At 73.0% G+C, this 12,596-nt stretch carries 10 protein-coding genes and 2 pseudogenes; 10 read left to right on the plus strand and 2 right to left on the minus strand.

Going from position 1 to position 12,596, the window contains the following annotated elements:
* Window positions 1-28: 28 nt before the first annotated feature.
* From ACFVGS_RS19920 to ACFVGS_RS19950, 7 genes and pseudogenes are all read left to right on the plus strand, one after another.
* Window positions 29-793 (plus strand): annotated as a pseudogene (locus ACFVGS_RS19920) (MHYT domain-containing protein); the annotation flags it as partial.
* A 490-nt stretch (window positions 794-1,283) separates the two neighbouring features.
* The gene (locus ACFVGS_RS19925; protein WP_385693204.1) at window positions 1,284-4,826 is read left to right on the plus strand and encodes a nitrate- and nitrite sensing domain-containing protein; all 3,543 of its coding nucleotides are present in this window, start codon (window positions 1,284-1,286) and stop codon (window positions 4,824-4,826) included.
* Window positions 4,823-5,257: a roadblock/LC7 domain-containing protein gene (locus ACFVGS_RS19930; RefSeq protein WP_384406842.1), complete on the plus strand. Its 435-nt coding sequence runs from the start codon at window positions 4,823-4,825 to the stop codon at window positions 5,255-5,257. The genes ACFVGS_RS19925 and ACFVGS_RS19930 overlap by 4 nt, the downstream gene beginning before the upstream one ends.
* A gap of 39 nt (window positions 5,258-5,296) precedes the next feature.
* Window positions 5,297-5,794, plus strand: a complete 498-nt coding sequence (locus tag ACFVGS_RS19935) for a DUF742 domain-containing protein (protein WP_384406840.1) — start codon at window positions 5,297-5,299, stop codon at window positions 5,792-5,794.
* The gene (locus tag ACFVGS_RS19940; protein ID WP_384406838.1) at window positions 5,775-6,389 is read left to right on the plus strand and encodes an ATP/GTP-binding protein; all 615 of its coding nucleotides are present in this window, start codon (window positions 5,775-5,777) and stop codon (window positions 6,387-6,389) included. Before ACFVGS_RS19935 ends, ACFVGS_RS19940 begins: the two co-directional genes overlap by 20 nt.
* A 217-nt stretch (window positions 6,390-6,606) precedes the next feature.
* Complete coding sequence (locus tag ACFVGS_RS19945) at window positions 6,607-7,032, plus strand: roadblock/LC7 domain-containing protein (RefSeq protein ID WP_384406836.1); 426 nt, start codon at window positions 6,607-6,609, stop codon at window positions 7,030-7,032.
* A gap of 262 nt (window positions 7,033-7,294) precedes the next feature.
* Window positions 7,295-8,098: pseudogene (locus tag ACFVGS_RS19950) on the plus strand (DUF6397 family protein); the annotation flags it as partial.
* A 190-nt stretch (window positions 8,099-8,288) separates the two neighbouring features.
* Here ACFVGS_RS19950 and ACFVGS_RS19955 read toward each other — a convergent pair.
* The gene (locus tag ACFVGS_RS19955) at window positions 8,289-8,426 is read right to left on the minus strand and encodes a hypothetical protein (protein WP_385693231.1); all 138 of its coding nucleotides are present in this window, start codon (window positions 8,424-8,426) and stop codon (window positions 8,289-8,291) included.
* A 188-nt stretch (window positions 8,427-8,614) separates the two neighbouring features.
* Here ACFVGS_RS19955 and ACFVGS_RS19960 point away from each other — a divergent pair, with 188 nt between their 5' ends.
* Window positions 8,615-10,162: an ATP-dependent DNA ligase gene (locus ACFVGS_RS19960; protein ID WP_385693205.1), complete on the plus strand. Its 1,548-nt coding sequence runs from the start codon at window positions 8,615-8,617 to the stop codon at window positions 10,160-10,162.
* 34 nt (window positions 10,163-10,196) lie between these two features.
* On the opposite strand, the gene ACFVGS_RS19965 is transcribed toward ACFVGS_RS19960, so the two are convergent.
* On the minus strand, window positions 10,197-10,676 hold the full coding sequence (locus ACFVGS_RS19965) for a DUF6328 family protein (RefSeq protein ID WP_384407266.1): 480 nt from the start codon (window positions 10,674-10,676) through the stop codon (window positions 10,197-10,199).
* 198 nt (window positions 10,677-10,874) lie between these two features.
* Here ACFVGS_RS19965 and ACFVGS_RS19970 point away from each other — a divergent pair, with 198 nt between their 5' ends.
* Together ACFVGS_RS19970 and ACFVGS_RS19975 are read left to right on the plus strand one after the other, a co-directional pair.
* A complete protein-coding gene (locus ACFVGS_RS19970) occupies window positions 10,875-11,252 on the plus strand; it encodes a hypothetical protein (protein ID WP_384406830.1) in 378 nt (125 codons plus the stop codon).
* A gap of 297 nt (window positions 11,253-11,549) precedes the next feature.
* Window positions 11,550-12,338: a polysaccharide deacetylase family protein gene (locus tag ACFVGS_RS19975; RefSeq protein ID WP_384406828.1), complete on the plus strand. Its 789-nt coding sequence runs from the start codon at window positions 11,550-11,552 to the stop codon at window positions 12,336-12,338.
* Window positions 12,339-12,596 lie beyond the last annotated feature (258 nt).

Genomic DNA, 12,596 nt, shown 5'->3' on the forward strand with positions numbered 1-12,596 from the left:
CCCAGGGGCGCACTAGCGTCCCTGGGTCATGGGACACCTGGACCACGCCACCTATGGCTGGCTGACACCTGTGCTGTCGTACGCGATGGCCTGCATCGGCGCCGCCCTCGGACTGCGCTGCACCGTACGCGCCCTCGACGCGACCGGCCGCCCGCGCCGCAACTGGCTGCTCACCGCCGCCTCCGCGATCGGCACGGGCATCTGGACGATGCACTTCGTCGCGATGCTGGGCTTCGGCGTCACCGGCACGGACATCCGCTACGACGTACCCCTCACCCTCCTCAGCCTGGTCGTCGCCATGGCCGTCGTGGGCGTCGGCGTCTTCGCCGTCGGATACGGACGCGACCGGATCCGATCGCTCCTGATCGGCGGTCTGACGACCGGCGTCGGAGTGGCGAGCATGCACTACATGGGCATGGCGGCACTGCGACTGCACGGGCACGTGCGTTACGACCCGCTGCTCGTCGTCCTCTCCGTCGTCATCGCGGTCGTGGCCGCCACCGCCGCCCTCTGGGCGGCCCTCAACATCCACGCCCCGGCAGCGGTGGCGCTCGCCTCCCTCGTGATGGGCGCGGCGGTCAGCAGCATGCACTACACCGGGATGTTCGCCGTACGGGTCGAAGTCTCCCCGTCCTCGGCCACCCTCCCGGGCGCGACGGTCATGCAGTTCATCTTCCCGCTCGCCGTCGGTCTCGGGTCCTATCTCTTCATCACCTCCGCCTTCGTCGCCCTGTCACCGACCGCGCGCGAGCGCGCCGCCTACGCCTCCGCCGAGCGCCTGACCGAGCCCGACGAACGCGCCGTGGACGTCGCGCCTCCCGGCTTCCGCCCGGAGGCGGAGCCCCGGCACCGGGAACGCACCTCACCCGCCTACGCCCACCCCTCGGGCCCGGTCCACGGCCCGGGCGACCACGACCACCGCCACCACGACGCCCGAATCTGAACCCTCACCGGGCCCAGAGGGCCAGATGCCGTCGAGCCGTTGAGATCGAGCCATTGGCCATTGGGTCAGCGGGCCTTGAGCCGTTGAGCCATCGGCCCATCGGCCCATCGGCCCATCGGCCCATCGGCCCATCGGCCCATCGGGCCATCGGGCCTTGAGTCACCTGTCCTCGAGCCATCGGGGCACCGGGCCGCCCCGTCCCCAGCGGCCCGGCCCCGCCGGCCGAGCGCGAGCTCCACCGACCGCCGAACAGCCGCCGCGTGACCAGCCAGCCGGAAGCCACAGCACCAGCGGACCCCGCCGCTCCCACCGGGTCCGTGAACGAAGGAACGAGGAGGCCATGCGAACTCCCCGCAGGACCCCGGACACCGGGGCCTCCGCCCAGCCGCCGACGGCGGCCCGCGGGCGCCGCGCGCACGCCGGGCCGCCCGCCGACGAGACGGCGGCGCGCGAGCGCACGGCCGGGGCCGGGGCGGCCGGCCCGTCCTCGGCGACGTCCGACCGAACGGAACCTGACCGACCCCGACGCGGCCGATTCGGTCGATCCCGCGGATCCGGTCAGCCAGGCGGATCCGGTGGATCCGGTCGATCCGGTCGACCGGGCCGAGACGAGCGCGGCCGAACCGAGCCCGGTTCCTCACCGGAACCGGCACACGCACCCGTACAAGCAGCGCCGGCGCCGCCGCGTACCGAGACGGCGGCGACGGCCGCGGCACCACAGGCAGGGGCCACAGTCCCCGCCCCTCTCGCCGCCCCCGCCCCGTCCTCCGCCTCTGACCCCGCCCCCGCCGGCGTCTCGGTACGCGGTGGCGGTGGTGGTGGCGGTGGCGGTGGAGACGGCCGAGGCCGCGGGCTCCGGCCCCGTACCGTCCGAGCGAAGATCGTGTCGCTCCTCATGGTCCCGGTGGTCTCGCTCCTCGCCCTGTGGGGTTTCGCCACCGTCACCACCGCTCAGGACATCGCCCGGCTCCGCCACCTCCAGGCCGTGGACGCCGACGTCCGGCAGCCGGTCGCCCTCGCCGTCACCGCCCTCCAGGACGAACGCCGAGCCGCCGTACGGCAGGCGGCCGCTCCCGGCTCCGCGCGCGCCGCCGAGCTCAAGGACCGGGTCCGGGTCACCGACGCCGCCGTCCGGAGGCTCCGCCTCGACGACCGGCACACGGTCGGCGACAACGGCAGCCTGCCCGAGGACGTCTCCGCCCGGGTCGCCGACTTCGTCGCGCAGGCCGAGGGACTGAGCAGGCTGCGCACCGCGGCAGCCGAGGGGCGCGCCGACGTCGACCAGCTCCATTCCGTGTACACCTCCGCCGTCTCGGCGGGCTTCGCGGTCGGCGGCGCCCTGGCCGGGATCGACGGCACCGAGGCGGGCGCCGAGACTCGCGTACTGCTCGAACTGGCCCGCGCGGGCGAGCTGCTCGCCCGCGAGGACGTGCTGCTCGGAGCCGCCCACCTCACCGGCTCGCTCGACGCCGACCGGCTCCGAGCCTTCGGCGGTACCGTCGAGGCCCGCCGCACCCTCGTCGAGTCCGCCACCGCCGACCTGCCGGCGCCCCAGCGCGGCGCGTGGCTGAACCTCACCGCACAGCCCGCGTACCGACAGCTCCTCGCGGCCGAGGACCGGGTACGCGTCGCCGCCCCGGGCCGCCGTGCCGCCCAGGCCGTCACCTCCGGGGAATGGGACCCGGTACACGCCTTCGTACGCGACGGGATCACCGGCATCGAGAAGGCCGCCCACGCGGCGGCGACGGAACGCCACGACCCGTTCGGCGGAGGCGCGTTCAGCGCGGGCGGTGCCGCCGTCCTGCTCGGCCTCGCCGCCGTCGGAGCCTCCCTCGTCATCTCCGTGCGCATCGGCCGCGGCCTCGTCGTCGAGCTCGTCAGTCTCCGCAACACCGCCCTGGAGATCGCCCGTCGCAAGCTCCCCGCCGCCATGCGCCGGCTGCGCGCGGGCGAGGAGATCGACGTCCACGCCGAGGCCCCGTCCGGCCCCGCGCCGCAGGACGAGATCGGCCAGGTCGGCGAGTCGCTCACCACCGTCCACCGCGCGGCGCTCTCCGCCGCAGTCGAACGCGCCGAGCTCGCGAGCGGCATCTCCGGTGTCTTCGTCAACCTCGCTCGTCGCAGCCAGGTCCTGGTGCACCGTCAGCTCAACCTGCTCGACAGCATGGAGCGGCGCGCCGACGACCCGAACGAGCTCGGTGACCTGTTCCGGCTCGACCACCTCACCACCCGCATGCGCCGCCACGCGGAGAGCCTCATCATCCTCTCCGGCGCCGCGCCCGGCCGCGCCTGGCGCATGCCCGTCCTCCTCACCGACGTCGTCCGCGCCGCGGTCTCCGAGATCGAGGACTACGCGCGCGTGGAGGTGCGTCAGCTGCCCGAGACGTCGGTCGTCGGCGGCGCGGTCGCCGACCTCACCCACCTCCTGGCCGAACTCATCGAGAACGCGGCCCAGTTCTCCCCGCCGCACACCAAGGTGCGCGTCAGCGGGGAGCCGGTCGGCAACGGCTACGCACTGGAGATCGAGGACCGCGGGCTGGGGATGGGCAAGGACAGCCTCGCCGAGGCGAACGCCCGCATCGCCCAGTCCGAGGCCCTGGACCTCTTCGACAGCGACCGGCTCGGACTGTTCGTCGTCAGCCGCCTCTCCGCGCGACACGACATCAAGGTGCACCTGCGGACCTCGCCGTACGGGGGCACGACGGCCGTCGTCCTGCTCCCGACCGACCTGCTGCAGAACTCTCCGGCGTTCGGCCGCGCCGCCGGAGCGGCGGAGACCTCCGGCGCGCGGGGACGGGCCGGTGTGGCGCCGCCGCCGACGTCGCCCTCCGCGGCGCCGTCCGCGTCGATGGGCGCGGTGTCCGGGGTCGGGACCGGGGCTGCCGCCGACCGCGGTTCTGATCGTGGCCACAGCCATGGTCGTGGTCCTGGTCCTGGTTCTGGTCCCGGTCCTGGACTTGGCCCTGGCCCTGGCCCTGGCCGCGGGTCGGGTCCAGGTGCGGGACAGGGAGCCGGGCAGCGCGCGGTGCCCGGGCCCCGTTCGGTGCCGGGCTCGCCGGCCGCGCCCGCCCCGGCCCTCGAACATCCCGGAGACGACCGCGACCCGGGCGGACCGCGCCGGCCGAGGCCCCCTGCCGTCGCCGTGCCCGAGGAACCGAGCAGGCCACCGGCCGCCGTCACCGCCCTGCGCCAGCGCGGCCGTACGACCCCGACCCGTACGAATCCACGGCCCTCCTCGCCCGTAACTCCCGGCCCTTCCGTACCGCCTGGCCCTTCCGGCCCTTCCGGCCCTTCCGGCCCTTCCGGCACGGCCGGGACAGTCGGAACGGCCGGGGGGAGCGAGGAGCCGGGCACCGATCTGCCGAGGCGGATACGGCAGGCGAGTCTCGTGCCGCAGCTCCGTGAGGCACGCTCCGGCTCGGAGGCAGGTGCCGCCGCGGGTTCCGCGGCCGCAGGAGGCAGCGGGGACGGTTCGAGCGAGCGGACCCCGGAGCAGGTCCGGGACCGCATGGCCGCCTACCGCGACGGCTGGCAGCGTGGCGGCGGCCCCGCTCCCGGTTCCCCGGTTCCGGCTCCTGGCAGCCAGACGGGCATCAGACGGCCCCTCGGCACCGGCTACGGGCCCGACTCCGTACGCGGCCCCGGCACCGAACCCGTACGGGGTCCCGGGCCCGACTCCGTACGCGGCCCCGGCGCCGAACCCGTACGGGGTCCCGGACCCGAACCCGTACACGGCCTAGGAGCTGACGACGCCCCTGGTCCTCACCACGCTCCTGGCCCTGACCACGTCCTCGGTCCTGACCACGTCCCGGGGTCCGACCTCGGCTTCCGCCGCCCCCGCCACGCATCCAGCGACCATGCCCCCGAAGGAGACGACGAATGATCGACCACGAGAGGATCTCCCACCACCGCTCCGGCGAACTCGACTGGCTCCTCGACGACCTCGTCACCCGCGTCCGCGAAGTCCGTCACACGGTCGTGCTCTCCAACGACGGCCTCGCCGTCGGCGCCTCGAGCGGACTCAGTCGTGAGGACGCCGAGCACCTGGCCGCCATAGCCTCCGGCTTCAACAGCCTTGCCAAGGGCGCCGGCCGGCAGTTCCACACCGGAGGCGTGCGCCAGACGATGGTCGAGATGGACGACGGCTTCCTCTTCGTGGCCGCGGCCGGGGACGGCTCCTGTCTGGCCGTCCTCAGCGGCGTACACGCCGACATCGGCCTCATCGCCTACGAGATGGCCCGCCTGGTGAAGCGCGTCGGCGAACACCTGCACACCCCGCCGCGGCTCACGGTCACCCCGCCGGCCGCGGGCTGACCGGAGACCCCGGAGAGCCCGGAGATTCCGGAGAACACCATGGACAACGACAGCACCGGCGGCACCGGCGACGCCAGCAGCGGCGTCGACGGTACCTGCGACGACCGCACCGGGGATGACAGCACCGGCGACGACGGCACCGGTCGGGACGGCGTCGACAGCAGCCGGTGGTACGACGCCGACGCCGGGCCGCTCGTCCGGCCGTACGCCATGACCGGCGGACGGACCAAACCCGGACCCAGCAACGTACGGTTCGACCTCATCGCACTCGTGGTCGTCGACGACGACCCGCCGGGCCCGGCCGAGGAATGCTTCCTCGGTCCCGAACACCGCGCCCTGCTCGCGCAGTGCCGCGCCGAGACCCAGTCGGTGGCCGAACTCGCAGCCGACGCCGACCTGCCGGTCGGAGTGGTGCGCGTCCTCCTCGGCGACCTCCTCGAAGCGGGCTTCGTGAAGGTCAGCAGACCCGTCCCGCCCGCACAGCTCCCTGACGAACGGATCCTGAGGGAAGTAATCGATGGCCTACGAGCGCTCTGAGAGCACCCCGGCGGGCGACCTGGACAGCACGGCCCTCGCCCTGAAGATCCTGGTCGCCGGCGGCTTCGGGGTCGGCAAGACCACCCTGGTCGGCGCGGTCAGCGAGATCCGGCCGCTGCGCACCGAGGAACAGCTCAGCCGCGCCGGCGAGTCCGTGGACGACACCGGGGGAGTCGACCAGAAGACCACCACGACGGTGGCCATGGACTTCGGACGCATCACCATCCGCGCCGGGCTCTCCCTCTACCTGTTCGGAACTCCGGGGCAGGACCGCTTCTGGTTCCTCTGGGACGACCTCTCCCAGGGTGCGCTCGGCGCCGTCGTCCTCGCCGACACCCGTCGCCTCGAGGACTGTTTCCCCGCCGTGGACTACTTCGAGCACCGCAAGATCCCGTTCGTCGTGGCCGTCAACTGCTTCGCCGGCGCCCGCGCCTACGGTGCGCACGACGTGTCGCGCGCGCTCGACCTGGACCGCGGCACGCCGGTCGTCCTGTGCGACGCGCGCGACCGCGACTCCGGGAAGGAAGTGCTGATCCGGCTCGTCGAGTACGCGGGACGCATGCACACGGCACGGCTCCTGGACACGGTGGGCTGAGCCGGCACCTGAGCGGACGGCCGCGGTCGGTCGGCTGACGGAACGTTCGATCGCCACGCGGATGGTGACGGGTGCTTGCCCTGCTCACGACAGTGCGTAAGGCTGACCGGAAGACGGTCGACCGGTAGAGCACGTGCGGCCGGCCGGAAGCACGCGCCCCCCGGACCGCGGGGACCACGGGGCGACGGGGACGCACCACACAGGGGGAGGATCACGCATGGCGCTGGACAAGGAACTCGACTGGCTCCTGGACGACCTGACGCGACGGGTCGACTCGATACAGCACGCCCTCGTGCTGTCGAACGACGGCCTGGTGACGGGCGCGAGCAGCGGTCTGGAGCGTGAGGACGCCGAGCATCTGGCCGCGGTCTCCTCGGGTCTCCACAGCCTGGCGCGCGGCTCGGGCCGGCATTTCAAGGCGGGCCGCGCGCGGCAGACGATGGTGGAGTTCGACGAGGCGCTGCTGTTCGTGACGGCGGCGGGTGAGGGCAGCTGCCTGTGCGTGCTGAGCGCGGCGGAGGCGGATGTCGGTCAGGTCGCCTACGAGATGACGCTGCTGGTGAACAGGGTGGGCGAGCACCTGGGCGTGGCGGCGAGGCAGCCCGGTGCCGCGGGCGGTCTGGGTGGCGCGGGCGAGTTCTGACGGTCGTCTGGGAAGTTATCCACAGGGCGAGCACGATGTCGTCACTGTGCGTTACGGTCATCACTGAAAGTGTTCGAGTCGGGCGGCAGGCGTCCGACGACACGCGGGGGAGGACCGACCCATGACCACGGAAGAGACGACACGAGCGGCGGCGACGACGTTGCCGGGGCGTGCGACGGAGACGGTACGGATGCGGAAGGCCGTACGGATGACGCCGACGCCGCCGTGGCCACCGATGCCGCCGGCGCCACCGATGCCGTCGATGTTGCCGTCGGACCTGGCGGAGCCGCCTGAGGGGCCGCCTGACGGGGCGCCTGATGCACCGCAGTGGGCGGAGCTGCCGGATGTGCCGGAGCTGCCGGTGCCGCAGGCACGGGCCGCGCGGGAACTGGAGCTGCGGCGGGACGAGTTGCGGCTCGCGGTCGACCTGGGAATCGTCCGTACGGTGCCGGGGGTGCCGCCCGGCACCGCGGACGTCCACGGGGACCCGGCCCGGCGTCGCGTGCCCCGGGGGGAGATCGAGCGGCTCAAGGCCGCCCCGGACTTTCCCGAAGGACTGCGCGAGCGGGTGAGGGCGGTCGGTACGGCGGAGGGCGCCGAGCTGCTCGCGGTCACCCGGGACCGGTTCGCGCGCCTCGCGAGGACGGGTCACTTCAGTCCGGTGCGCTTCTACATCAACCGCTACCGGGCAGTGGTCTGGCTCTACCCTGCCGCGGAGCTGGCGGAGTTCGCGCTGAACCATCCGCGACTCCTCACCGGACGGCTGCCGCTCGACGTCCGGACCAGGGCCGATGAAGAGCGCCAGGACTGGCGGCCCAGGAACTGGCGGGCCCGGCGGCTCGGCGCACTGCTGAGAGCCAGCAGCGACCCGTGGGACCGAACGGCAGCCATCGCCTCGCTCCTCGACCCGGCCCATGTGGCCGAGGTCGTCGACGATCCTTACGAACGGGTCTACCTGCACCGCCTCAGGCCGGCGCCGCCGATGTGGCGGCCGAACGCCCCCGCGGCCCGGGAGATCGCCGACCGGCTGATGCTCGCCGACGATCCCGACGAGATCCTCTGGCATCGGATGAGCCTCGGCCTCGCCCTGGACGAGGCCCGCGCGGAGCGCGAGGCGCCACGACCGGGCATGCCGTCGGACGCCGGGTCACGGATGGGCTCCCGTTCCATGGCGAGTGCGCCGTCACCAGGTGACTTCGGCCCGATGGACGTTCGTGCCGGCCGTTGGACTCCGCGCCCAGTGGTGTCGACACCGGCTACGCCGACTCCATCAGCTCCTGCAGGTTCTTCAGGCTCTTCAGCTCCTCCAGGCTCTTCAGCTCCTCAAGGTCCTTCAGCTCCTGCAACTGCTCCAGGTCCTTCGGGTCCTTCGGGTCCTTCAGGTCCTCCTGCACCTGTGCTGTTCGCGGCTGCTCCGCCGTTCCCGGCCGGCCGTCCGGCGGGAGTCACGCGTCCGCCCGGCAGGCGGGTCCGGCGGAGCCTGCTCGACCGGCTGCGCCGGCGGAAGGAGGTCACGCCGCGGTCCGGTGGGTGACGGTCCGGCCGGGGTGCGGGGCGGCGTGCGCGCGGGCACGATGGGCCCATGCTCCTTGCCCGAGTCGCGGAGGTGTCGGGGCAGGTCGCCGCCACGTCGGCGCGGTCGCGGAAGATCGGACTGCTCGCCGAACTGTTCGCGGAGGCCGAGCCCGAGGAGAGTCCGCTCGTCATCGCCTATCTGTCCGGGAGTCTTCCACAGGGACGGATCGGCGTCGGCTGGAGCGTGCTGAAGAACGTCCTGCCGCCGGCCGTTCCGCCGGCGCGGCAGCCGGTGCTCACCTTGTCCGGTACGGACGCGGCGATGACCGAGCTGGCAGCCGTCGCGGGAAGCGGGGCGCAGGCCCGCCGGCTCGGCCTGGTGCGGGATCTGATGGCGGCGGCGACGCTGCCGGAACAGGAGTTCCTGCTGCGGCTGCTGTCCGGCGAGGTGCGGCAGGGCGCGCTCGATGCCGTCGCCCTCGAAGGCGTGGCACGGGCGGCCGGGGTGGCGGCCGAGGACCTGCGGAGGGCCGTCATGCTCGAAGGGTCGCTGCCGCGGGTGGCGCGGGCGGTGCTCGCCGAGGGTGCCGGCGCGCTGGAAACCTTCACCCTGAGGGTCGGCAGTCCCGTGCAGCCGATGCTCGCCCACACCGCGGGCAGTGTGAGTGAGGCGGTGGCCGCGCTCGGGCCGTGCGCGGTGGAGGAGAAGCTCGACGGCATCCGCGTCCAGGTGCACCGCCGCGGCGCTCAGGTCCGGGTCTACACCCGGTCCCTCGACGACATCACCGACCGGCTGCCCGAGGTGGTCGCCACCGCCCTGGAGGCGGCGGGCGACGGACTGGTCCTGGACGGCGAGGTCATCGCGCTCGATCCCGCGACGGGCCGGCCGCTGGCCTTCCAGGACATCGCCTCCCGTGTGGGCTCCCGGGTCGACGTGTCCACGGCGCAGGCCGCGCTGCCCGTGTCGCCCGTCTTCTTCGACGTGCTCGCGGCGGACGGCGAGGTCCTGGTCGACCGCCCGGGCCGTGAGCGGAATGCCGTCCTGGCCCGGCTGCTGCCCGATCCGCTGCGGGTGCGCCGGACGGTGGTCGAGGACCCGGAGGACCCGGTGGCGGTCGACGCGGCCGAGCGCTTCTTCCGCGACACCCTCGCCCGCGGCCACGAGGGCGTCCTCGTGAAGGCCGTCGACGCGCCGTACGTCGCGGGCCGCAGGGGCCGCACCTGGCTGAAGGTGAAACCCGTCCACACCCTCGACCTCGTCATCCTCGCCGCCGAGCGCGGGCACGGCCGCCGCACGGGCTTCCTCTCCAACCTCCACCTGGGCGCCCGTGCGGCCGACGGCACCTTCGTGATGCTGGGCAAGACCTTCAAGGGGCTCACCGACGAGATGCTGCGCTGGCAGACGGAGCGCCTCACCGAGCTCGCCGTCTCGGACGACGGCTACACCGTCCGCGTCCGCCCGGAACTCGTCGTCGAGATCGCCTTCGACGGCCTCCAGCGCTCCACGCGTTACCCGGCCGGGGTCACTCTCCGCTTCGCCCGGGTGATCCGCCACCGCCCGGACAAGCCCGCCTCGGAGGCGGACACGGTGGAAGCGGTGCTGGCGACCGCGTGACGCGGCCTTCGTCAGCTGTCGGACGGGTCGGTCGTCAGTGCGGCGGGCCGGAGGTGTGGCGGCTGCGGACCCAGAGCGGGAGGGCGAACCAGCACAGCAGGTACCAGGCGACGAGTCCGGTGACCAGCCAGGGCACGAACGTCGCCCCGGTGGCCACGCGCAGGACGAGCAGCAGCGCACAGGCCAGGGTGGCGAGGAGCAGCACGAGGCCGAGGAAGGTGAGGCGGGAGGCCCAGGTCACGGCGCGGGGCTTGATCCGGCGGCCGGCGACCAGCCGGTGGAACGAGACCGGGCCGATGAGGGCGCCGGTCGCGGCGGAGCCCAGGCAGATCGTGATGATGTAGATCGTCCGGTCGGTGTCCGGCAGCTCCGGATAACGCTGGGTGAAGACGACGGTGAGGAGGAAACCGAAGAGGATCTGTACGCCCGTCTGGGCAACCCTGATCTCCTGCATCAGCTCGTTCCAGCGCCGGTCCGCCCGCTCCTCCGGCGTCTCGTGACGGCCCTTGATCATGCCGTCGGCACCCGGTTCCTCGGAGCCCTTTCCTTCGTGTCCCGCCTTCGCCACGTCGCCTCCCGGGTCGCGCTCTCACCTTCCACCGTGCTGCCCGCTCCGCGGATCCGCCACCCTGCGGCCGGGACCGGGCGCGCCGTGGCGGGATCTCGCGCACCGCCGCGCCGCGAGGGATGCTGGAAGCGGTCTAACGAGGAGATGAGCGCCGTGTACGACTTGCACATCGACACCGACGTGACCGTGCAGCTGAGCGAGTGCTGCCGGGAGGACGCACAGGCCGTCTTCGAAGTCCTCGACCGCGCCTACCAGCTCGAGGACATCACGACGCCGGGTCCGCAGGCGGCGACCGCACCCGCCGCCACCGTCTGGATGGCCACCTTCGACACGGCCGGCGGCCGGCACGAGGAATCCCCGCCCGTTCCGCTCACCGGCATGGTCGGCGCGCTGCTCACCGGCGGTTACCACGCCGTCGACAAGGTGGAGAAGGTGCTGGCCCGTTCCTTCGACATCCAGTCCCTGCAGTCCGTCTCCGGTGACCAGGAGACCGAGGCGCGCCTCCTCCTCGCCTCCCGCTGACGGGCGGGACCTGCCGGGCCCCCGACACCCGGGCGGAGCGGACGGGCGCCGCCCGGGGCCGCCATGCCCGCCGCACAGGCCGGCTGCGGCACCGGACCTCTGTAGGCGCGTTGCGTCGAGCAGTGCTCCGTATGCCGCTCTCGCTTGCCCCGACCTCTGCCCCGACCCCTGCGCCTCCCCGGCTATACACCGTGTGTAGAGTTCTCGGCGAGCCGCAGGGCCCCGCCATGACCAGGCGTGGGCCCTTGGCGTCGCATGAGTCATTCGCACCACACTTCCGGGGAAAGCGGGTCGTACATGTTCCGAACCAAGCCGGGCCGGCGCAGGGCGCCGGCCCTCGCCCTGCTCGCCGCCGCGTCGCTGGTCGTCGCCCTCACCGGCTGCTCCGCCGACACCGTCACCCCGGAGGAAGCGCGCGGCAAGGCGGGCACGGACGGCAAGGCCGGGACGACGGCCGGCGCGGTGGACTGCGCCAAGGTCAAGTGCATCGCCCTCACCTTCGACGCGGGACCGGGCAAGGACACTCCCCGTCTGCTCGACATACTCAAGGAGAAGCAGGTTCCGGCGACCTTCTTCCTGCTCGGCAAGAAGCACGTCGACCGCTACCCCGAGGTCGTCAGGCGCATCGCGGACGAGGGCCACGAGGTCGCCAACCACACCTGGACCCACCGCATCCTCACGGATCTCGACGCCGCCGAGGTCCGGGACGAGCTCTCGCGCACCCAGGACGCCATCGCCCGGATCACCGGCCGCAAGCCCACCCTCATGCGCCCGCCGCAGGGTCGCACCGACGACACCGTCTCCGACGTGAGCCGGGAACTCGGCCTGGCCCAGGTCCTGTGGAGCATCACCGCCAAGGACTACTCCACCGACGACACCGCCCTCATACGCCAGCGGGTGCTCGACCAGGCCCACGGCGACGGCATCATCCTGCTCCACGACATCTACGACGGAACGGTCCCGGCCGTGCCGGGGATCATCGACGAGCTCAAGCGCCGCGGCTACACCTTCGTCACGGTGCCGCAGCTGCTCGCGCCGGGCAAGGCGGAGCCCGGGTCCGTCTACCGCCCGGAGAAGGACGACTGAACGGACCAATCGGGGTGAGGTGACTCACATACGGCACCTGGCGCAAGGCGGAACAATGGGTGAAGGTTTACCGTTCATCCTTATGTGACGCCGAAGGGGCCCGGTCCCCAGGTCCCCCCAGAGGTGACCGCCCTTCATCCGTCACGGCAGTCGGCCCCGGTTGGAACCCCCCGTCCAACCGGGGCTTTGTCGTAGCCGCTGCCCGCCGGCTCCGGACGGTGTCCGCGGCCGCGAACCGAGAGCTCTCCGAACACCCTG

It is taken from the genome of Streptomyces sp. NPDC127114 (genome assembly GCF_042677525.1).
GTDB lineage: Bacteria > Actinomycetota > Actinomycetes > Streptomycetales > Streptomycetaceae > Streptomyces.

Excerpts from the sequence above, each read along its gene's own strand:
- ACFVGS_RS19925 (WP_385693204.1), top strand. The coding sequence starts at position 1,284 with ATGCGAACTCCCCGCAGGACCCCGGACACCGGGGCCTCCGCCCAGCCG.
- ACFVGS_RS19930 (WP_384406842.1), top strand. The coding sequence starts at position 4,823 with ATGATCGACCACGAGAGGATCTCCCACCACCGCTCCGGCGAACTCGAC.
- ACFVGS_RS19935 (WP_384406840.1), top strand. The coding sequence starts at position 5,297 with ATGGACAACGACAGCACCGGCGGCACCGGCGACGCCAGCAGCGGCGTC.
- ACFVGS_RS19940 (WP_384406838.1), top strand. The coding sequence starts at position 5,775 with ATGGCCTACGAGCGCTCTGAGAGCACCCCGGCGGGCGACCTGGACAGC.
- ACFVGS_RS19945 (WP_384406836.1), top strand. The coding sequence starts at position 6,607 with ATGGCGCTGGACAAGGAACTCGACTGGCTCCTGGACGACCTGACGCGA.
- ACFVGS_RS19960 (WP_385693205.1), top strand. The coding sequence starts at position 8,615 with ATGCTCCTTGCCCGAGTCGCGGAGGTGTCGGGGCAGGTCGCCGCCACG.
- ACFVGS_RS19965 (WP_384407266.1), bottom strand. The coding sequence starts at position 10,676 with ATGATCAAGGGCCGTCACGAGACGCCGGAGGAGCGGGCGGACCGGCGC.
- ACFVGS_RS19970 (WP_384406830.1), top strand. The coding sequence starts at position 10,875 with ATGAGCGCCGTGTACGACTTGCACATCGACACCGACGTGACCGTGCAG.
- ACFVGS_RS19975 (WP_384406828.1), top strand. The coding sequence starts at position 11,550 with ATGTTCCGAACCAAGCCGGGCCGGCGCAGGGCGCCGGCCCTCGCCCTG.